Here is a 19180-nt window from a genome sequence, read left to right as displayed (position 1 = left end):
GTGAACGCGCATGAATGACTTGCAGTTGGACGACGTCAAAACTGACGAAAACTCGGCCATGGTATTGCTGGTAGACGATCAGGCAATGATCGGTGAAGCCGTACGCCGTGGGCTTGCTCTTGAGCAAAATATAGATTTTCACTTTTGTGCGGACCCGCATCAGGCTATTGCTCAGGCCATCCGCATCAAGCCGACGGTGATTTTGCAAGACCTGGTGATGCCGGGGCTTGACGGTCTGACCCTGGTGCGCGCGTACCGCAATCACCCGGCGACCCAGAATATTCCGATCATTGTGCTTTCCACCAAGGAGGATCCGCTGATTAAAAGCGCGGCTTTCTCGGCTGGGGCCAATGATTATTTGGTGAAACTGCCGGATAACATCGAACTGGTGGCGCGGATTCGCTATCACTCAAGGTCTTACATGACGCTGTTGCAGCGTGATGCGGCTTACCGTGCGTTGCGGGTCAGTCAACAGCAGTTGCTGGACACCAATCTGGTGCTGCAACGCCTGATGAATTCCGATGGGCTGACCGGGCTGTCCAACCGCAGGCACTTCGATGAGTATCTGGAACTGGAGTGGCGCCGCGCCATGCGCGAGCAAACCCAGTTGTCGTTGTTGATGATCGATGTCGACTACTTCAAGTCCTTTAACGACAGTTTTGGTCATTTGGACGGCGACGAAGCGTTGCGCAAAGTGGCCTCGGCCATCCGCGATGCCAGCAGCCGACCGTCTGACTTGCCAGCCCGTTATGGTGGCGAGGAATTTGCCATCGTACTGCCCAATACCTCGCAGGGCGGAGCCCGGCTGGTAGCTGAAAAGCTGCGTATGGCGGTCGAAGCCATGAACATCCCGCATATTTCGCCGACAGCGGGTCAGTGCCTGACCATCAGCATTGGCCTGGCGACCATGACCCCGCAACAGGGCGGCAATTGCCGCGAGCTGATTTCGGCGGCAGACAAGGGGCTGTATCTGGCCAAGAAAAATGGGCGTAACCAGGTGGGGATCGAGTAACCCACTCCTGTAGCCGCTGCTCGTCAGCGGCTACAGGGTTTTAGTGTTAATTGGAATACCGCGTACATCCTTCCAGGACCTTGTCCCCATAGGAAAGATGAGATTGCTGACGGAATGCGTCAATAAGCTATCACTCCCGGATCATCTGTGGGAGCGGGCTTGCTCGCGATTGGGGCGATGCGGTTTGTGTTGATTTTCCTGCCCATAACCCCGCCAGGCGGGCTGCTGATGTGCTTGGTTTACGGTATACTCCCCGGCTTTGTAAAAATCGCCTACGAGTGCCGCCAGCCATGGAAATCAACCCGATCCTTAACAGCATCAAGGACCTGTCAGAGCGCTCCGAAACCATTCGGGGGTATCTTTGACTACGATCAAAAGCATGAGCGTCTGACTGAAGTCAATCGCGAGCTTGAAGATCCGAGTGTCTGGAACAACCCTTCGTACGCCCAGGAGCTGGGGCGCGAGCGCTCCCTGCTGGCGCAGATCGTTGAAACCCTTGATGAGATGCACACCGGTCTGGCCGATGCCAAAGACCTGCTGTTGATGTCCGCCGAGGAAGAAGATCAGGCCGCTGTAGATGACGTTGCCGCTGAGGTGGAACGTCTGCGCGAAGCCCTTGAAAAACTCGAATTCCGCCGCATGTTCCGCGGTGAAATGGACGCCAACAACGCTTACCTGGACATTCAGGCAGGCTCCGGTGGTACCGAAGCGCAAGACTGGGCCAATATCCTGTTGCGGATGTATTTGCGCTGGGCCGACAAGCGCGGCTTCGATGCCACCATCATGGAGCTGTCTGCCGGTGACGTTGCCGGGATCAAAGGCGCGACCGTACATATCAAGGGCGAGTACGCATTTGGTTGGTTGCGCACCGAAATTGGCGTCCATCGTCTGGTCCGCAAAAGCCCGTACGACTCGGGCAACCGTCGTCACACCTCGTTCTCGGCTGTATTCGTTTCGCCGGAAATCGACGACAACATCGAAATCGACATCAACCCCTCGGACCTGCGGATCGATACCTATCGCTCCTCCGGTGCGGGTGGTCAGCACGTAAACACCACCGACTCCGCCGTACGTATTACTCACGTACCGAGCAACACCGTGGTGAGCTGCCAGAACGAACGTTCGCAGCATGCGAACAAAGACACCGCGATGAAAATGCTGCGCGCGCGTCTCTACGAGCAGGAAGTCCAGAAGCGTAATGCCGCTTCCCAGGCGCTGGAAGACACCAAGTCGGATATCGGCTGGGGTCATCAGATCCGCTCGTACGTACTTGACGCCTCGCGTATCAAGGATTTGCGTACCAATATCGAGCGCAGTGATTGCGATAAGGTGCTCGACGGCGATATCGACGAGTACCTGGTAGCCAGCCTGAAACAAGGGCTGTAAGTCGAGCGACCAACCGTAAAGTGCGAAGCCAGTGCGATGCCCAAAAGGCGTGCTAAAGCCCGCTTCCCCCCGCCGCAAGGTGGGGGTAACGAACCTGTGATGGAATTTTTTAAGACATGAGCGACCAACAACTCGATCCGCAAGACCTGCAACAGGAAGAAAACGCCCTGATCGCCCTGCGCAAGGAAAAACTTGCAGCCGAGCGCACCAAGGGTAATGCCTTCCCGAATGACTTCCGCCGTGACAACTACTGCGCCGACCTGCAGAAGAAGTACGCGCAAGCGACCAAGGAAGAGCTGGCCGAAGCCGCCATCCCGGTCAAGGTTGCTGGTCGCATCATGCTTAACCGTGGCTCGTTCATGGTGATCCAGGACATGACCGGTCGCATCCAGGTCTACGTCAACCGCAAGACCCTGCCGGAAGAAACCCTGGCCGCTGTGAAAACCTGGGACCTGGGCGACATCATCGCTGCTGTTGGCACCCTGGCCCGTTCCGGCAAAGGCGACCTGTACGTTGAAATGACCGACGTGCGCCTGCTGACCAAATCCCTGCGCCCGCTGCCGGACAAGCACCACGGCCTGACCGACACCGAGCAGCGCTATCGCCAGCGTTACGTTGACCTGATCGTCAACGAAGACGTGCGTCACACTTTCCGTGTGCGTTCGCAAGTCATCGCCCACATCCGCAGCTTCCTGATGGCGCGCGACTTCCTTGAAGTGGAAACGCCGATGCTGCAAACCATCCCGGGCGGCGCGGCGGCCAAGCCATTCGAAACCCATCACAACGCTCTCGACATGGACATGTACCTGCGCATCGCGCCGGAACTGTTCCTCAAGCGTCTGGTGGTAGGCGGTTTTGAAAAGGTGTTCGAGATCAACCGCAACTTCCGTAACGAAGGCGTTTCGACTCGTCACAACCCTGAATTCACCATGTTGGAGTTCTATCAGGCTTACGCCGACTACGAAGACAACATGGACCTGACCGAAGAGTTGTTCCGTGAACTGGCGCAGCTGGTTCTGGGCACTACTGACGTGCCGTACGGCGACAAAGTGTTCCACTTCGGCGAACCATTTGTACGTCTGTCGGTGTTCGACTCGATCCTCAAGTACAACCCCGAGCTGACCGCTGACGACCTGAACGACATCGACAAGGCTCGCGCCATCGCCAAAAAAGCTGGCGCCAAGGTGCTGGGCTTTGAAGGTCTGGGCAAGCTGCAAGTGATGATTTTCGAAGAACTGGTCGAGCACAAGCTGGAACAGCCGCACTTCATCACCGAGTACCCGTTCGAAGTGTCGCCGCTGGCTCGTCGTAACGACGAAAACCCGAACGTCACTGACCGTTTTGAGCTGTTTATCGGTGGTCGTGAAATCGCCAACGCCTACTCCGAGCTCAACGATGCTGAAGATCAGGCTGAGCGCTTTATGGCTCAGGTCGCGGATAAAGACGCAGGCGACGACGAAGCCATGCACTACGATGCAGACTTCGTACGTGCCCTGGAATACGGCATGCCGCCGACTGCCGGTGAAGGTATCGGTATCGACCGTCTGGTGATGTTGTTGACCAACTCACCGTCGATTCGTGACGTGATCCTGTTCCCGCACATGCGCCCACAAGCGTAACGCACCAGAATAAAAAGCCGCCGATTTGAGGCGGCTTTTTATTGCCCGGGATGTAGGGTCCTGCAGCCGCTGCCGAAGGCTGCGACAAGGGCCGCAGACCCAACCCATGGCAGCCTTCGGCAGCGGCAGAGATACTTCAAGCGTGGGAGCGAGCCTGCTCGCGAAGATCATTCGCGAGCAGGCTCGCTCCCACGCTTGACCTGGAACAGAGTATCTACAGAGTGTTAATCAACGTTAAAAGGAATTTATCGTGAACCTTGTCGTGTCTCCGGAAGGCGCCGCAAATGTCGCCGTGGCAGTAGCTGAAAGTGTTCAATACCAAGGCCGCAAGGCCAGCCGGCATGGCAGCGAGCAGCGCCGCCAACTGATCCTCGATGCCGCCATGCGCATTGTGGTCCGCGACGGTGTGCGCGGGGTACGGCATCGGGCTGTGGCCGCAGAGGCCGGGGTGCCACTGTCGGCAACCACCTACTACTTCAAGGACATTGACGACCTGCTCAATGACACCTTCGCTCAGTACGTGGAGCGCAGTGCTGCGTTCATGGCCAAGCTTTGGCAAAGCACCGAAGGCAAGTTGCGCTACCTGGTGGCCAAGGGCGATGGCAGCCAACGGGCCCGTGCCGTACTGGCGGATGAAATCGCCGAGATGACCGCTGATTATCTTCAGCATCAAATGCTTACCCGTCGCGAGCATCTGATGGCCGAGCAGGCTTTTCATCAGGCGGCACTGTTCAACCCACGGCTGGCGGTGCTGGTACGTTCGCATCAGCAGATTTTCCTGCAGGGCGCCGGCCAGATCTTCGAAGTGCTAGGCTCCAGGCAACCTCAGCAGGATGCCAAAGTCTTGACGGCGATTATCGGTCGGATGGAGTATCAGGCCCTACTTGATGGCGCGCAGCCTGAGGCGGATAACGACCGGCTGGCTATTCTTACGCGCTACATGCACTTGGTGCTGGCCGCTCTATAGAAGGATGCAGGCATGAAAGCTTGGCGCGTGATGCTTATGGCATTGTCGTTTTTGATGTTGAACGGTTGTCTTGTGACCTTTAGCCAGGCGCCGCTTGCGCCACAGCCAGCGCCTAAACAGCTGCTGGGCAAGTGGGTCAGCAAGGATGCCTGGGGGCAAGCACGCAATCTTGAGATCAGTGCCATCGACAAAACCCGATACCAGGCCGTGGTCTACCCCAAGGGCGAACCCAAGGCCCGTGAGCGTTATGTGTTTATCGTTGCTCGCCACGGCAGTCGCTGGTATGCCTCGGCTGCAATACCGGCCAAACTGGGCGGCAATCACACGCTGAGCGGTTTTGAGTTGACCGATAACGGTGAGCTGGTGATCTACGATCTGGACCTTGATCAAATCAAGCAGGCTATCGGCCAGTCCGTGTTGAGCGGTGATCCGGTCGAAACCGCAGAAGGCCCTGGCACCTTGATCAAAAGCCCGTCGGCCGATGTTTTTGCCTACCTGGACGACCCGGCCAATTCCGACGTATTTGTCGAAGCAGCCCGCTATAAACGCGCGGCCAAATAACGTTCTTGATTACAAGCACGCTCTTAATTAAAGGAAGCTGCCGGTGGACGACTACCAGCGCACGATCCGCACCTTGTCTGACCGCATCGTGTTGGCACAAACCCCGATTCGCGTACTGGATGCGGTGAAGTGGGACGACAGCATCCGCCAGGGGTTTCTCAAGGCCAAAGGCAAGGAAATGCCTGCGGTCAGCCGCGATTATTATCTGGGGCGACCGTTGTCCTTTGACTCGGGCGCGGTGAAGTCCGAGTTCCAGAACATCGAGCGCGACATCACCCGCCAACTGGGCCAGTTCAACCCGGTCGGGCAGATCATGCGCCGCATGTGCAAGGAGTACCGGATGGTGGTGCGCATGCTTGAAGCGCGCGGTACTGAAGACTTCGGGCTGATTTCCCAGGAACTGTATGGCGCCGCCTCGGACGCGTTCCATGCCGGTGATCCGACCTTGGCCGATCTGGGCTTGATGATGTCCGACTACCTGGACAATATCGACGGCCACGGCGCGCTCAAGGACGAAGCCAAGACCCTGACCGCCAAAGATGCGGTGAACCTGCTGCAAAGCCGCCTGAACAAGGTATTTGGTGAGGCAGAGGAAACCATCCGGGTGTTTGAGTCCGATGGCATTGTTGCGGACGCGGCAGCGGGTGCCGATTACATCAAGATCCGCACCGATGCGATGTTTAACGAACGTGATGTGCGGGCCCTGGAAGTGCATGAGGGCCTGGTGCATGTGGGTACCACGCTTAACGGTCTGAACCAGCCAATCTGTACCTTTCTGTCCAAGGGCCCGCCGTCGTCCACGGTGACCCAGGAAGGCCTGGCGATTTTGATGGAAATCATCACCTTTGCGTCCTACCCGAGCCGGCTGCGCAAGCTGACCAACCGCACTCGCGCCATTCATATGGTGGAAGAGGGCGCGGACTTTATGCAGGTGTATGAGTTCTTCCGTGAGCAAGGTTTTGAGATGCCAGAAAGTTATGGCAACGCGAGCCGAGTTTTCCGTGGATCAGTGCCCAATGGCCTGCCATTCACCAAAGACTTGTCCTACCTCAAAGGCTTCATCATGGTTTACAACTATATTCAGCTGGCCGTGCGTAAAGGCAAGCTGGAGCAAGTGCCGCTGCTGTTCTGTGGCAAAACCACGCTGGAAGACATGCGCACCCTGCGTCAGTTGGTGGATGAAGGGCTGGTGGTTGCGCCCAAATACTTGCCGGATCAGTTCCGCGACATGAATGCGCTCTCGGCCTGGATGTGTTTCTCCAACTTCCTCAACCACCTGAGCCTTGACCGTATTGAAGCGGACTACTCGAATATTTTGTAACGTACACCGTGAACCGTAGCAGCTGCCGAAGGCTGCGTTCGATGGCGAAGCCATCGCAATATCGGGTTTCGCGGTGTTTCAGGTCAACGGCGTCTGCCGGTTTTACGACTGCTGCGCAGCCGAACGCAGCCTTCGGCAGCTGCTACAAGTAATGCAACCTTCGCAACTGGTGCCAACTCAGATGAAAACCCTGGCTGCACTCTGCCTGCTGTTGACCCTCAGCGGATGCAGCTCATTGCTGTTTTACCCCGAGCCCGGCCAGCCGATTACTCCGGCGGCGGCAGGCCTGGACTATCGTGACGTGACCCTCACTGCCGCCGATGGCACGCGCCTGAGTGGCTGGTGGCTACCGGCCAAAAAAGGCGTGCCGCTCAAGGGCACGGTGCTGCATCTGCACGGCAATGGCGGCAACCTGGCTTACCACTTGGGCGCTACTGCCTGGCTGCCAGAGCAGGGCTATCAAGTGCTGATGCTCGACTATCGCGGTTACGGCTTGTCGCAGGGCTCACCGGGTTTGCCTGCGGTGTATCAGGACATCGACGCGGCTTTCGACTGGTTGCAGCAACAACCGCAAACTCGAGGTCAGCCACTGATCGTGCTGGGGCAGAGCCTGGGGGGCGCGATGGGCGTGCACTACCTGAGTGAACATCCGCAGCAACGGGCACGAATCAAGGCGATGGTGCTTGATGGCGTTCCGGCCAGTTACCGCGAAGTAGGGCAGTTTGCCTTGAGCACGTCCTGGCTGACCTGGCCGTTGCAAGTGCCGTTGTCATGGCTGGTGCCCGACGCCGACAGTGCGGTTTATGCGATGCCGCAAATGGGCGGCGTGCCGCTGCTGATTTTCCACAGCCTGGATGATCCGATCGTGCCGCTTTCCAATGGCTTGCGCCTGTATCAAGCTGCGCCCCCGCCAAAGGTGCTGCAACTGACGCGTGGCGGTCACGTCCAGACGTTTGCCGACCCAACCTGGCGTCAGGTGATGCTGCGCTACCTGGATGACCCGCAACACTTTAATGGCGTGCGGCGCTTGGGCGAAATTCCCAACTACCCCGCCTCACCGAACACCGAACTTGAAGCCGAGAGCCAACAATGAGTGAAGAACGCAACGCCATCCCCCTGATCATCACAGGTATCTGCAGCATCATCGGCACCGTGGGTGCTCTGTGGTACTACGGCTATCTGCACTTCGCCAAGCCTGAAGATGCGTTGTTGCTCAGCGACTTCACCATGCTCAAGACCATTCCCGGTGAAGACTACAAAGTCTCGCTCACGCCAGCCAACCAGGTGGCGCAGTGCATCGACGGCATCATCGTACTGTTCGACACCGAGCAGAAGGGCCTGACCGGGGTATTGGTCAATAACAAGAAACAAGCGGTGCGTTGCCTGGGCCAGGAAACACCGAAGCTGTAGCAGCTGCCGAAGGAACGAGGCTGCGTCCGGCGGCGCAGCCGTCGTAAAACCTGAACTCGCGTTTTTTCAGCTAAACCGTGCTTTCAGTGTTTACGACGGCTGCGCCGCCGAACGCAGCTTTCGGCAGCTGCTACGCAGAGTTGCCCGCGTTCGTACAGAAGCAAAAAGCCCCGCCTGATCGCTCAGGCGGGGCTTTTTGCATGGGCTTATTGCATCGAGGAACGTGGTGCTACCGGCTGGTTGTCGTTGGAGATGGTCACTTCAACGCGGCGGTTCTGAGCTCGGCCCGAATCGGTGGCGTTGCTCGCAACCGGGTATTCCTTGCCATAACCCTGAGCCACGATACGGGTTGGGTCTACACCCTTGCGCACCAGAGCATTACGCACAGACTCGGCACGACGCTCAGACAAGGTCTGGTTGAAAGCTGCCGAACCGACGCTGTCGGTGTAACCCTCGACAATCACCTTGCGATCCGGGTTCTGGACCAGGTACTCAGCCAAGGTGTTGATATTGCGCATGCCGTTGGGTTGCAGATCGGACTTGCCGAACTGGAACAGCACATCGCCAAAGGTGACCAGCGTGCCGCGTTCGGTTTGCTTGGCGTTCATGCCCTTGAGTTGCTTGATCTGCGCATCACGGGCATCAAGCAATGCCTGGGAGCGTGCAGCACCGGCATTTTTCAGGTTGTTTTCAGCGGTGCGCAACGCGATGGTTTGCTTGGCCACTTCAATACGCTGGTTGGTCAGATAGGCCAACTGGTCAACCTTGGACTCGTCTTCCTTGTTCAGATAAGCCTTTTCAGCCTTGTCCAGCCATTCGCTGGCGTCCTTGGTTTCAAGCGCTGCAACCTTGGTGGCTTCAGGGTTGGTTTGCAGGCCGGAGAAGTTGGTCTTGGCGTTTTCCAGATTGACGTTTGGCTGGTGCGAGCACGCCGCCAGGCCAACGCTCAGGGCCAACAGGGCAGGGATCAGTACTGTATTGCGCATGATATTTAGTCCTTTCTATCGATTAGGAATGCTGTGTTGTCGGGTGCAGTGAAAAAACAGCAGCGTTTACTGAACGCTGCGCATGCCTTCCTGACGCAATTCCTGCACGGCTTTCTGAGCATCCTGAACAGCTTTCTCGGCTTTGGCCGCCTGGGCTTTGCGCTCTGCTACGCGAGCGTCCCACTCAGCTTGTTCGGACAGGCGTCGGGCCTCGTCGTATTTTTTGTCATGCATGGCCAGCTCGGCTTGCTTGAGCTTGTCCTGGGCAGACTTCATTTCCACCGGCGCATATTCAGTACCGCCCGCGCTCACGGCGTTATTCACGGCCGACTGAGTCACTGCGTATTGTTCCGACGGCGGGTTGCCAGCACATCCAGCCAAAACGAAGCTGGTGCCGATTGCCAGCGCAGCCAGTTTTAGCCCGCGCAGGCGTGGTGAGGTGGTTTTGACAGTGCGGGTCATCATGGTCTTCAACTCCATTGGGAAACTCCTTAGAAACAGCAAATTCCATCACGACTGGTGGCGTCACCCGGAGTGTTGGAACACGAGTTCCAGCGGTGATGGTTAATGGCTGTGACCGGAGCGTTTTTTGAATAGTTCAATAAAAGATGGCATATGGCCTAAAAGAATTCTGACCGTTCGGTCAGCGCATTTTTCTGGTACGGCGGCGCGGATGGCTTGCCAGAAACAGCGTTTGCAACGCACTCTTGGGGCACGAGCTGTCCCCGGATACCGCTGGAGAAACTGCTGATGACCGATATTGATGCACGCTTGCGCGATGATGTTCACCTGCTGGGTGAGCTGTTGGGTAATACGATTCGTGACCAATACGGCGAAGAATTTCTCGCCAAGATCGAGCTTATTCGCCGGGGAGCCAAGGCCGATCGGCGCGGCACTACAGGCGAAGAGTTGAGTGCGATTCTGGATGCCCTGAGCGACGATGAAGTGTTGCCGGTGGCGCGGGCGTTCAACCAGTTTTTGAACCTGGCCAATATCGCCGAGCAGTACCAGCTCATCCACCGGCGTGAAGAGGGGCAGGCCGAGCCTTTCGAGGCGCTGGTGTTGCCGCAGTTGCTCGAGCGGCTGCTGGCCGAGGGGCATAGTGCCGAGTCGCTGGCGCGTCAGGTAGGCCGTCTGGAAATCGAGCTGGTGCTCACCGCACATCCCACTGAAGTGACCCGGCGTACCTTGATTCAAAAGTACGATGCAATTGCCGAGCAACTGGCTGCCCAGGACCATCGTGACCTGACCCTCGCGGAAAAAACCGAGATCGAACAGCGCCTGCAGCGGTTGATCGCTGAAGCCTGGCACACCGAAGAAATCCGTCGTACTCGTCCCACGCCTGTCGATGAGGCCAAGTGGGGGTTTGCGGTCATTGAACATTCGTTATGGCACGCGGTGCCGCACATGTTGCGCAAGGCGGACAAGGCTCTGCATGCGGCCACCGGGCTGCATTTGCCGCTGGAAGCGGCACCGATCCGTTTTGCTTCCTGGATGGGCGGCGACCGTGACGGCAACCCCAATGTCACGGCCACTGTGACCCGTGAGGTGCTGCTGCTGGCGCGCTGGATGGCGGCTGATCTGTATCTGCGCGATATCGACAAACTAGCGGCTGACCTTTCGATGCAGCAAGCCACGCCCGCGTTGCTGGCCGTAGCAGGGGAGAGCGGCGAACCGTATCGGGCCGTGCTCAAGCAATTGCGTGAGCGCCTGCGCGCTACCCGTAGCTGGGCCCAGAGCGCGCTGAGCAGTAACCAGAGCGCTCCCGAGGCGGTGTTGCAGGACAATCGCGATCTGCTGGCGCCGTTGCAACTGTGTTATCAGTCCCTGCATGCCTGTGGCATGGGCGTCATTGCTGACGGTCCATTGCTTGATTGCCTGCGTCGGGCCGTAACCTTTGGCCTGTTCTTGGTGCGTCTCGATGTGCGTCAGGACGCCTCTCGCCACACGGCGGCAATGACGGAAATCACTGACTATCTGGGTCTGGGCCGTTACGAGGACTGGGACGAAGAAGCGCGCTTGATCTTCTTGATGCGCGAACTGGCCAACCGCCGACCGCTGCTGCCGGGCTACTTCAAACCCGGTGCCGACACCGCCGAAGTCCTGGCAACATGCCGCGAAGTGGCCGCTGCACCGGGGGCCTCGCTGGGTTCTTATGTGATTTCGATGGCGGGAGCCGCTTCTGATGTGCTGGCGGTGCAACTGCTGCTCAAAGAAGCCGGGCTTGAGCGTGCGATGCGTGTGGTACCGCTGTTTGAAACCCTCGCGGATCTCGACAATGCAGGTCCGGTTATCGAGCGTTTGCTGTTGCTGCCGGGTTATCGCGCCCGTTTGCATGGCCCGCAGGAAGTCATGATTGGCTACTCCGATTCGGCCAAGGACGCGGGCACCACGGCGGCGGCCTGGGCGCAGTATCGAGCGCAGGAAACCCTGGTCAATATCTGCCGTGCGCAAAGCGTTGAGCTGCTGTTGTTCCATGGTCGCGGCGGCACCGTGGGGCGTGGCGGTGGCCCGGCCCACGCGGCGATTCTGTCGCAGCCGCCGGGGTCGGTGGCGGGGCGTTTCCGTACTACGGAGCAGGGCGAAATGATTCGCTTCAAGTTCGGCCTGCCGGATATCGCCGAGCAAAATCTGAACCTGTATCTGGCCGCTGTACTGGAAGCCACCTTGCTCCCGCCACCCCTGCCGGAGCCGGGTTGGCGGGCGCTGATGGATGAGTTGGCGGCAGACGGGGTCAAGGCCTACCGTGGGGTGGTGCGCGATAACCCGCAGTTCGTCGAGTACTTCCGCCAATCCACCCCGGAGCAGGAGTTGGGCCGTTTGCCGTTGGGCAGCCGTCCGGCCAAGCGTCGGGCAGGCGGGATTGAAAGCCTGCGGGCCATCCCGTGGATTTTCGGCTGGACCCAGACCCGCCTGATGCTACCCGCCTGGCTGGGCTGGGAAACCGCGTTGAGCCAGGCGCTGGCACGCGGTGAAGGCGAGCAGTTGGCGCAAATGCGCGAGCAGTGGCCGTTCTTCCGCACTCGCATCGACATGCTGGAAATGGTCCTGGCCAAGGCCGATGCCGATATCGCCCGGCTCTACGACGAGCGTTTGGTGAGCCCGGAACTGCTGCCATTGGGTGCGCACTTACGCGACTTATTGTCGCAGGCGTGCGCGGTGGTTCTGGGTTTGACCGGTCAGGCGCAGTTGATGGCGCATAGCCCGGAGACCCTTGAATTCATTCGTTTACGCAACACTTACCTTGATCCTCTTCATCTATTGCAGGCCGAGCTTCTGGCGCGCTCGCGTCGCCAGCAAGCAGCCCAGGACAGCCCTCTGGAACAGGCATTACTGGTAACTGTGGCCGGGATCGCGGCGGGCTTGCGCAACACCGGCTAAGGCAAAAGAGCGGCCAATGTCGCGCCAGGGGGCGTGGGGACCGGGCAGAGTTGCTACCGATTCCTGCGCGGGCGCGACACTTTATTGTGGGGTTGAGACCTGTGACACGCGGCCGCACAGGCCCGTTTAGCTGTAATTTTTCCTACTTTTGGCGTCTTGTGTGGGCCGGGCCTGCTGTGTATCTTGATCAGCCCTTGGCCGTTTTGATAGCCATAACCCGATTTTGAGACTGGCCCAAAGAGGCGAGTCTGTTGTCATTTAAATAAAAAATTTGAGGAGCACATCGATGCGCGTAATTCTGCTGGGAGCTCCCGGGGCCGGTAAAGGTACTCAGGCAAAGTTCATCACTGAAAAATTTGGCATCCCGCAAATCTCCACTGGCGACATGTTGCGTGCAGCCGTTAAAGCCGGCACCGAGCTGGGCCTGATCGCCAAAGGCGTAATGGACAGCGGTGGTCTGGTCTCCGACGACCTGATCATCAACCTGGTCAAAGAGCGTATTGCTCAGCCGGACTGCGTAAACGGTTTTCTGTTCGACGGTTTCCCGCGCACCATTCCGCAAGCTGAAGCCTTGGTCAAAGCCGGTGTCGAGCTGGACCACGTGCTGGAAATTGCAGTAGAAGACGAAGAGATCGTTCAGCGTATTGCTGGCCGTCGTGTACACGAAGCTTCGGGCCGCGTTTACCACACCGTCTACAACCCGCCAAAGGTTGAAGGCAAGGACGACGCCACTGGCGAAGACCTGGTACAGCGCAAGGACGACACCGAAGAAACCGTTCGTCATCGCCTGTCGGTTTACCATTCGCAAACCAAGCCGCTGGTGGACTTCTACCAGAAGCTGGCTGCTGCCCATGGCAAGCCGAAGTACAGCCACGTTGAAGGCGTTGGCTCGGTAGAATCGATCACTGCCAAGGTGCTTGAAGCGTTGAGCTGATAAGTCGATTTTGCGTCATCACAACAGCCCGCTTGCGGGCTGTTGTTGTTTATACTGCTGCACTATTTCCAATTCTGATTCTGACGGGAACACCGATGAGCACCTTGCTGGCCCTGGATACCGCGACTGAAGCTTGTTCTGTTGCCCTGTTGCACGATGGCAAGGTCACGAGCCACTACGAGGTGATCCCGCGCCTGCACGCGCAAAAGCTGTTGCCGATGATTAAAGAGCTGTTGGCTCAGGCGGGTATCGAGCTGTCGGCAGTCGATGCCATTGCCTTTGGTCGTGGGCCTGGTGCCTTTACCGGCGTGCGTATTGCCATTGGCGTGGTACAGGGCTTGGCTTTTGCGCTGGAACGCCCGGTGTTGCCGATCTCCAACCTGGCGGTACTGGCCCAGCGTGCCCATCGCGAGCACGGCGCGACCCAAGTGGTGTCGGCCATTGATGCGCGGATGGATGAAGTGTATTGGGGTTGCTATCGCGAAGAGGCGGGGGAAATGCGTCTGCAAGGCGCTGAAGCCGTCTTGGCGCCCGAGGCTGCCACCTTGCCCGATGGCGCCACAGGCGACTGGTTTGGCGCGGGCACTGGCTGGGGTTACGCCGAGCGTTTGCAGGTCAAGCCGTACGCGATGGATACGGGCATGTTGCCCCACGCTGAAGACCTGCTGACCCTGGCCCGATTTGCCTGGGCCCGTGGCGAAGCCATCCGCGCCGATGACGCGCAGCCGGTGTACCTGCGTGACAAGGTGGCGACACCCAAAGCCGAGCGCTAAACCCCGCTGCCCTGTAGCAGCTGCCGAGGTACGAAGCCGTCGTAAAACCTGAGCTCTCATTGTATCTGACACACTGGGGCGCTTGAATTCACGACGGCTTCGCCGCCGAACGCAGCCTTCGTACCTCGGCAGCTGCTACGCATATTGTTTGCACCGCGCAACCAATCGCTGGCTCATTTGCTTAGTCAGCCTGGCGCCGCTAAATTGTAACTATCGCTACCGAGCTTGCTGCCATGCGCATTGACGGCTTTTCTTCCCAGTCCTACCCGATCAAGCGCAAGCCGCGTAAAGGCCAGCCGCTGCTTGATGAGTCGGTTGAGGACAGTGAAGTTCCGCTCGAAAGCGCTCCGCAAGCTACCCGTACGTCCTCATCCAGCGACCGCATCAGCCAGTTGCCAGTGCGCTCCCAGGACATGATCTTCCAACGTGCCATGAGCAAAAACGCAGCCAGTGCCCTTGCCAGCTACCTGACCACCGCAGGCTTTGTTGAATGGGAAACCCAAGTGCTAGGGCTGGACCTGTATATTTGAGCCATGACTCAAATACCTCTGCCTTATTACCTTGGTTGCCCGTCCTGGAGTGACAACGCCTGGCGCGAAGGCCTGTACCCGCAGAACGCTCGCTCGACCGATTTTCTAAGCTTGTATGCGCAGGTCTTCAATGCCGTCGAAGGCAACACTACCTTCTATGCCAGGCCCGCACCGACCACGGTCGAGCGCTGGGCGCAAAGCCTGCCGGAACACTTTCGCTTTACCGCCAAGTTCCCGAGGGAAATCAGCCATGGCGGTGATTTGCGTGAGCAAACAGCGGCAGCAGAAAGCTTCCTGCAGTTGTTGCGGCCCTTGGGAGCACGCGTAGCGCCGTTTTGGCTACAACTACCGGCTAGCTTCGGCCCTCATCGTTTGGCCGAGCTGGTGAGCTTTATAGACGCTCTGGAGTGCCCGCTGGCCGTTGAAGTGCGTCACCCGGAGTTCTTTGCCAGGGGCGATGCCGAGCGCTTGCTCAATCGCCTGCTGATGGATCGCGGGGTCGAGCGTATCTGCCTTGATCCGCGCGCACTGTTCAGTTGCACCTCGACCGATCCTGCGGTGCTTCACGCGCAATCGAAAAAGCCCAAAGTGCCTCCGCGCCCGGCAGCCTTCACGCAATTCCCGCAGGTGCGGTTTATTGGTCGCCCGGAGCTGGAGGCCAATGATCCGTATTTGTTGCCCTGGATTGAAAAAGTCGCGGGCTGGATCGAGGAAGGGCGCACGCCATATGTGTTTCTGCACACGCCGGACAATCACCGCGCGCCTGAACTGGCGCGGCGTTTTCATCGGCAACTGAGTGCAAGGTTACCGGGGCTGCCCGCACTGCCTGAGTTGCATCAGCAGACGGCGGTGGAACAGTTGGGCCTGCTTTAAGCCGCCATTCGCAGGTTGTTGACCACCAATGGGCGGGCCCAGCCCAGATCGAAGTCCATTGCCCGTTGTTGCTCGATCAGGGTCATGGTGTCGAATGGCTCGGCAGGGGGTGGCAACAGGTCCAGCTCGAATTCTGCAATCGGCAGATGCAGTGGGCGTGGCTCAGGCCCCGGGCCTGGGGCGGGCAGCGGATGTCCCTGTGCCATGACCAGCGGCCGCACCCAGGTCTTGTTGAAATTCTGTTGCTGCTGTTGGGCGATAAGATCTTCAGCCGGGTAGGGCACGGCTGGCGGTGGCAGCAGGTCCAGTTCGAATTCGGCAATGGGCAAAAACAGAGCTTGCGGCGGGCGCAGCTCGGTGTCCTGAACTTCGCAATGGCGCTGGGTCACGATAGTACCCAGTACCTCACTCCCGCCACGGGGCTCGGCATTTACATCCCTGGCCAGGTTGGCCACATCTATCGCTGCAAACTCTTCAGTGCCGGACTGTTCTGCCAATGCTTGGGCGTAGAAGTCCTTCCACAGGTGATTGACGCTGCCCGTGATCTGCGAATTGTGTCGGCCAAAGTCGCCAATTGGCGCAATAAAGCCGATGGATGTGGAATGAATGTCTGACATAGCTCTCGGACAACGCCCGGCTCTGGCAAAATGGCGGATATTTCATTTATCGGCAGTCTTTGCCGATCATTAAATTTTTGGGCGTGTTTTTAGATGATTGAGCAAGCAGCGGGCTGTCGTATCAAAGTCGAGGCATTGGACGAGGCCTATCAGGCCCTGGCCGAGCAATGGGCTGAGCGCCTGGGTTTGCCTCTGGACGAGCCGGATGCGCAGTTCGCCTTGCAGTTGAGCGCCCAGGGTTTGCAATTGCAGCAACTGGGCCCGGATGCGCCGGGGCCAGTGCGGGTCGACTTCGTGGAAGGCGGCGCGGCCCATCGTCGTTTGTTCGGCGGCGGGACCGGGCAGATGATTGCCAAGGCGGTAGGCATCCAGCAGGGCGTACGCCCGCGGGTGCTGGATGCCACAGCGGGTTTGGGCAAGGATGCGTTCGTTCTGGCGAGTCTGGGCTGTGAAATGAGCCTGATCGAACGCCAACCACTGATTGGCGCGCTGCTTGAGGACGGCCTGGCTCGTGGCCTGGATGATTTTGAAGTGGCGCCTATCGTGTCGCGCATGCACTTGCTTAAAGGCAATTCGATTGAAGTGATGCGCAACTGGGAAGGCGAACCGCCGCAGGTGATCTACCTCGACCCGATGTTCCCGCATCGTGAGAAAACCGCGTTGGTGAAGAAAGAGATGCGCCTGTTTCGCCCGTTAGTCGGTGATGACAATGATGCCCCGGCCCTGCTTGAAGCGGCGCTGGCGCTGGCGACTCACCGGGTGGTGGTCAAGCGCCCACGCAAGGCGCCGTGCATTGCAGGGCCAAAGCCGAGCCATGCATTGGATGGCAAATCGAGCCGATACGATATTTATCCGAAGAAGGCGTTGAAGCCCTGATACAAAGCTTGGGCAGCGCCAGCAGAGAACCTTAACCGTGGTTGCTCGCGAACGGCCTTCGCGAGCAGGCTCGCTCCCACGGGAGCAACAACCGAGTGTCTACAGGAACGGCCGATAAGCCCGCATGAAAATCCCCACGACTTCCTGTACATGGGCCTCGCTCGCTTCGGGGCCCGGCGGCTCGCCGCCGGCAAACAGCAGGCGAAAGTTGGGTGCGCCCTTGAGCATGCAGAAGAAGTGCTCCGCCGCGTAGTGAGGGTCGTCTATCTGCAACCCACCGCTCTGATCGATCTTGCGCAACAACCCCTCCATCTCGTGAACCACGCGCTCGGGGCCCGCTTCGAGGAAAATTTGCGACAGCTTGGGGTCCTGGCTGCCCAGGGTGACCATCAGGCGGTGCAGGTTCAGCGACTCCTCACTGTTGATCAGCCCCTGAAAGCCGCGGGCGATATTCAACAGCACCGCCTCTATCGGCTTGCCTGCGGGTAACTCAAAAAACAGTTCCGGTAATTGCTCAGTGCATTTGGACATGATCGCCGAAGAAAACAGCGTTTCCTTGTCGGTGAAGTGGCTGTAGACCGTCAGTTTTGACACGCCCGCCAGGCCTGCAACCGCATCCATGCTGGTATTGGCATAGCCATTGGTCAAAAACAGGGTTTTGGCGGCGTCAAGGATCGACTGGCGTTTTGCCAGGTCCTTGGGGCGGCCGAGGGCATTGGGGGGTAAATGATGGTCAGGCATATCCGTTTATTACTGGACTGGTGAGTTTGGTATTAATAACATGCTGGTCAGTATAAATATTCCAAGCCCCATTAGCGAAAGGTCGTCACCATGTTGCGCCATGCCTTGCCCCGCGCTGTGCCTCTGTGTCTGGTTTTTTTATTATCTGGGTGTGGGCATGAAGAGCCTGCCAAAATCAGCATTAGCCCGGCGATGGTGGTGCAACCGCAGCCTTCGGCGCAGGCGAACCAAAGTTATCCTGGTGAGGTGCGGGCCCGTTTTGACCCGCAGTTGGCGTTTCGTATTGGCGGAAAAGTCACCAAACGTCTGGTTGACGAAGGCGAGCGGGTCAAGGCGAATCAGCCACTGGCCGAGCTGGACCCGCAAGACGTACGCCTGCAACTGGACGCTACCCGTGCTCAAGTGGCCGCCGGGCAGGCCAACCTGAATCTGGTACGGGCTGAACGCGATCGCTACAAGACCCTGCTGGATCGGCAGATGGTCAGCCGTTCGCAGTTCGACAACGCCGAAAACCTCTACCGCTCGGGTGAAGCCAAGCTGCAGCAGCTCAAGGCCGAGCAGGACGTAGCCAGCAATCAGGCAAGCTACGCCGTGTTGCGTGCGCCACAAGATGGTGTGATCGCTCAGCGTCAGGTCGAAGTCGGGCAAGTGGTAAATGCCGGGCAGACGGTGTTCACCTTGGCTGCCGATGGCGAACGTGAAGTGCTGATCAGCCTGCCGGAGCAGGACTTTGGCCGCTTCAAGATCGGTTTGCCGGTAGCGGTGGAGCTGTGGTCGCAACCCGGCCAGCGCTTCAGTGGACGTATTCGAGAACTGTCACCGTCGGCCGATCCAAAGTCGCGCACCTTTGCTGCCCGTATCGCCTTCACTGCGGGCAAAGTGCCTGCCGAATTGGGCCAAAGCGCCCGGGTCTTTATTCAGAGCGAAGGCGTCAGCACGTTGTCGGTACCTTTGTCGGCCTTGACTGCCGAGAACGGTGCAGCCTACGTGTGGCGCGTCGGCCAGGGCAACAAGTTGGAGCAGGTCCCCGTGCGTGTAGGACCGTTTGGCGAGAAAAGCGTGCCGGTACTCGAAGGCCTCAAGGCCGATGACTGGATCGTTGCCGCCGGGGTGCATGTGTTGCACCCGGGACAGGAGGTGCGGCCGATTGATCGCTCCAACCGGGCGATCAATGTTGCGGCGAAGGAGTAATC

At 58.7% G+C, this 19180-nt stretch carries 19 protein-coding genes; 15 read left to right on the top strand and 4 right to left on the bottom strand.

Going from position 1 to position 19180, the window contains the following annotated elements; translation table 11 throughout:
* Window positions 1-10 precede the first annotated feature (10 nt).
* From V6L79_RS22590 to V6L79_RS22555, 8 genes are all read left to right on the top strand, one after another.
* A complete protein-coding gene (locus V6L79_RS22590) occupies window positions 11-1012 on the top strand; it encodes a PleD family two-component system response regulator (protein WP_261739483.1) in 1002 nt (333 codons plus the stop codon).
* A gap of 290 nt (window positions 1013-1302) precedes the next feature.
* Window positions 1303-2398 (top strand): peptide chain release factor 2 gene (gene prfB / locus V6L79_RS22585; RefSeq protein ID WP_261739482.1). Its coding sequence is split into 2 segments (ribosomal slippage): window positions 1303-1374 and window positions 1376-2398, totalling 1095 coding nucleotides; the frame shifts between segments, so codons are not numbered across the junction.
* A gap of 116 nt (window positions 2399-2514) precedes the next feature.
* Window positions 2515-4017, top strand: a complete 1503-nt coding sequence (gene lysS, locus V6L79_RS22580) for a lysine--tRNA ligase (protein WP_261739481.1) — start codon at window positions 2515-2517, stop codon at window positions 4015-4017.
* Window positions 4018-4279: 262 nt separating this feature from the next.
* Window positions 4280-4984, top strand: a complete 705-nt coding sequence (locus V6L79_RS22575) for a TetR/AcrR family transcriptional regulator (protein ID WP_261742489.1) — start codon at window positions 4280-4282, stop codon at window positions 4982-4984.
* Window positions 4985-4996: 12 nt separating this feature from the next.
* A complete protein-coding gene (locus V6L79_RS22570) occupies window positions 4997-5545 on the top strand; it encodes a hypothetical protein (RefSeq protein ID WP_321834399.1) in 549 nt (182 codons plus the stop codon).
* Window positions 5546-5588: 43 nt separating this feature from the next.
* Entirely contained in the window at window positions 5589-6866 is a 1278-nt protein-coding gene (locus tag V6L79_RS22565) for a flavohemoglobin expression-modulating QEGLA motif protein (protein ID WP_395247638.1), read from the top strand.
* A 181-nt stretch (window positions 6867-7047) separates the two neighbouring features.
* Window positions 7048-7959 carry an alpha/beta hydrolase gene (locus V6L79_RS22560; RefSeq protein WP_321836537.1) on the top strand — a complete coding sequence of 304 codons (912 nt, stop codon included), beginning with the start codon at window positions 7048-7050 and terminating at the stop codon, window positions 7957-7959.
* A complete protein-coding gene (locus tag V6L79_RS22555) occupies window positions 7956-8276 on the top strand; it encodes a hypothetical protein (RefSeq protein ID WP_261739479.1) in 321 nt (106 codons plus the stop codon). Before V6L79_RS22560 ends, V6L79_RS22555 begins: the two co-directional genes overlap by 4 nt.
* 206 nt (window positions 8277-8482) lie before the next feature.
* Here the strand turns inward: V6L79_RS22555 and V6L79_RS22550 are convergent, their stop codons facing one another.
* On the bottom strand, window positions 8483-9262 hold the full coding sequence (locus V6L79_RS22550; protein ID WP_261739478.1) for an OmpA family protein: 780 nt from the start codon (window positions 9260-9262) through the stop codon (window positions 8483-8485).
* Window positions 9263-9328: 66 nt separating this feature from the next.
* Window positions 9329-9742, bottom strand: a complete 414-nt coding sequence (locus V6L79_RS22545; RefSeq protein ID WP_395247637.1) for a DUF4398 domain-containing protein — start codon at window positions 9740-9742, stop codon at window positions 9329-9331.
* 270 nt (window positions 9743-10012) lie between these two features.
* Between V6L79_RS22545 and ppc the strand changes: the two genes are divergently transcribed.
* From ppc to V6L79_RS22520, 5 genes are all read left to right on the top strand, one after another.
* The gene (gene ppc, locus V6L79_RS22540; RefSeq protein ID WP_261739477.1) at window positions 10013-12643 is read left to right on the top strand and encodes a phosphoenolpyruvate carboxylase; all 2631 of its coding nucleotides are present in this window, start codon (window positions 10013-10015) and stop codon (window positions 12641-12643) included.
* Between the two features lie 286 nt (window positions 12644-12929).
* The gene (gene adk, locus V6L79_RS22535) at window positions 12930-13577 is read left to right on the top strand and encodes an adenylate kinase (RefSeq protein WP_261739476.1); all 648 of its coding nucleotides are present in this window, start codon (window positions 12930-12932) and stop codon (window positions 13575-13577) included.
* 95 nt (window positions 13578-13672) lie between these two features.
* Entirely contained in the window at window positions 13673-14350 is a 678-nt protein-coding gene (gene tsaB / locus V6L79_RS22530) for a tRNA (adenosine(37)-N6)-threonylcarbamoyltransferase complex dimerization subunit type 1 TsaB (protein ID WP_261739475.1), read from the top strand.
* Window positions 14351-14583: 233 nt separating this feature from the next.
* The gene (locus V6L79_RS22525) at window positions 14584-14880 is read left to right on the top strand and encodes a hypothetical protein (protein ID WP_261739474.1); all 297 of its coding nucleotides are present in this window, start codon (window positions 14584-14586) and stop codon (window positions 14878-14880) included.
* A 3-nt stretch (window positions 14881-14883) separates the two neighbouring features.
* On the top strand, window positions 14884-15753 hold the full coding sequence (locus tag V6L79_RS22520; protein WP_338579536.1) for a DUF72 domain-containing protein: 870 nt from the start codon (window positions 14884-14886) through the stop codon (window positions 15751-15753).
* Here V6L79_RS22520 and V6L79_RS22515 read toward each other — a convergent pair.
* The gene (locus V6L79_RS22515) at window positions 15750-16370 is read right to left on the bottom strand and encodes an energy transducer TonB (RefSeq protein ID WP_261739472.1); all 621 of its coding nucleotides are present in this window, start codon (window positions 16368-16370) and stop codon (window positions 15750-15752) included. The genes V6L79_RS22520 and V6L79_RS22515 overlap by 4 nt on opposite strands.
* A gap of 93 nt (window positions 16371-16463) precedes the next feature.
* Between V6L79_RS22515 and V6L79_RS22510 the strand changes: the two genes are divergently transcribed.
* Window positions 16464-17246, top strand: coding sequence for a class I SAM-dependent methyltransferase (locus tag V6L79_RS22510; protein ID WP_261739471.1), 783 nt, complete (start codon window positions 16464-16466; stop codon window positions 17244-17246).
* A gap of 99 nt (window positions 17247-17345) precedes the next feature.
* Here the strand turns inward: V6L79_RS22510 and V6L79_RS22505 are convergent, their stop codons facing one another.
* Complete coding sequence (locus V6L79_RS22505; RefSeq protein WP_321834387.1) at window positions 17346-17987, bottom strand: TetR/AcrR family transcriptional regulator; 642 nt, start codon at window positions 17985-17987, stop codon at window positions 17346-17348.
* A 90-nt stretch (window positions 17988-18077) separates the two neighbouring features.
* Between V6L79_RS22505 and V6L79_RS22500 the strand changes: the two genes are divergently transcribed.
* Entirely contained in the window at window positions 18078-19178 is a 1101-nt protein-coding gene (locus V6L79_RS22500) for an efflux RND transporter periplasmic adaptor subunit (RefSeq protein ID WP_261739469.1), read from the top strand.
* Window positions 19179-19180: the final 2 nt, after the last annotated feature.

Origin of the sequence: Pseudomonas sp. ML2-2023-6 (assembly GCF_037055265.1) — a bacterium.
Taxonomy (GTDB): Bacteria; Pseudomonadota; Gammaproteobacteria; order Pseudomonadales; family Pseudomonadaceae; genus Aquipseudomonas; species Aquipseudomonas kulmbachensis.
The sequence above is the reverse complement of the archived record's forward strand: the minus strand, read 5'-3'. Positions and strand labels throughout refer to the sequence as shown.

What these genes read in the sequence shown, in the direction of transcription:
- V6L79_RS22515 (WP_261739472.1), bottom strand. Translation starts at nt 16,370, where the DNA reads ATGTCAGACATTCATTCCACATCCATCGGCTTTATTGCGCCAATTGGC.
- V6L79_RS22555 (WP_261739479.1), top strand. Translation starts at nt 7,956, where the DNA reads ATGAGTGAAGAACGCAACGCCATCCCCCTGATCATCACAGGTATCTGC.
- V6L79_RS22570 (WP_321834399.1), top strand. Translation starts at nt 4,997, where the DNA reads ATGAAAGCTTGGCGCGTGATGCTTATGGCATTGTCGTTTTTGATGTTG.
- V6L79_RS22505 (WP_321834387.1), bottom strand. Translation starts at nt 17,987, where the DNA reads ATGCCTGACCATCATTTACCCCCCAATGCCCTCGGCCGCCCCAAGGAC.
- tsaB (WP_261739475.1), top strand. Translation starts at nt 13,673, where the DNA reads ATGAGCACCTTGCTGGCCCTGGATACCGCGACTGAAGCTTGTTCTGTT.
- lysS (WP_261739481.1), top strand. Translation starts at nt 2,515, where the DNA reads ATGAGCGACCAACAACTCGATCCGCAAGACCTGCAACAGGAAGAAAAC.
- V6L79_RS22590 (WP_261739483.1), top strand. Translation starts at nt 11, where the DNA reads ATGAATGACTTGCAGTTGGACGACGTCAAAACTGACGAAAACTCGGCC.
- V6L79_RS22520 (WP_338579536.1), top strand. Translation starts at nt 14,884, where the DNA reads ATGACTCAAATACCTCTGCCTTATTACCTTGGTTGCCCGTCCTGGAGT.
- V6L79_RS22500 (WP_261739469.1), top strand. Translation starts at nt 18,078, where the DNA reads ATGTTGCGCCATGCCTTGCCCCGCGCTGTGCCTCTGTGTCTGGTTTTT.
- ppc (WP_261739477.1), top strand. Translation starts at nt 10,013, where the DNA reads ATGACCGATATTGATGCACGCTTGCGCGATGATGTTCACCTGCTGGGT.
- V6L79_RS22510 (WP_261739471.1), top strand. Translation starts at nt 16,464, where the DNA reads ATGATTGAGCAAGCAGCGGGCTGTCGTATCAAAGTCGAGGCATTGGAC.
- adk (WP_261739476.1), top strand. Translation starts at nt 12,930, where the DNA reads ATGCGCGTAATTCTGCTGGGAGCTCCCGGGGCCGGTAAAGGTACTCAG.
- V6L79_RS22545 (WP_395247637.1), bottom strand. Translation starts at nt 9,742, where the DNA reads ATGGAGTTGAAGACCATGATGACCCGCACTGTCAAAACCACCTCACCA.
- V6L79_RS22560 (WP_321836537.1), top strand. Translation starts at nt 7,048, where the DNA reads ATGAAAACCCTGGCTGCACTCTGCCTGCTGTTGACCCTCAGCGGATGC.
- V6L79_RS22525 (WP_261739474.1), top strand. Translation starts at nt 14,584, where the DNA reads ATGCGCATTGACGGCTTTTCTTCCCAGTCCTACCCGATCAAGCGCAAG.
- V6L79_RS22550 (WP_261739478.1), bottom strand. Translation starts at nt 9,262, where the DNA reads ATGCGCAATACAGTACTGATCCCTGCCCTGTTGGCCCTGAGCGTTGGC.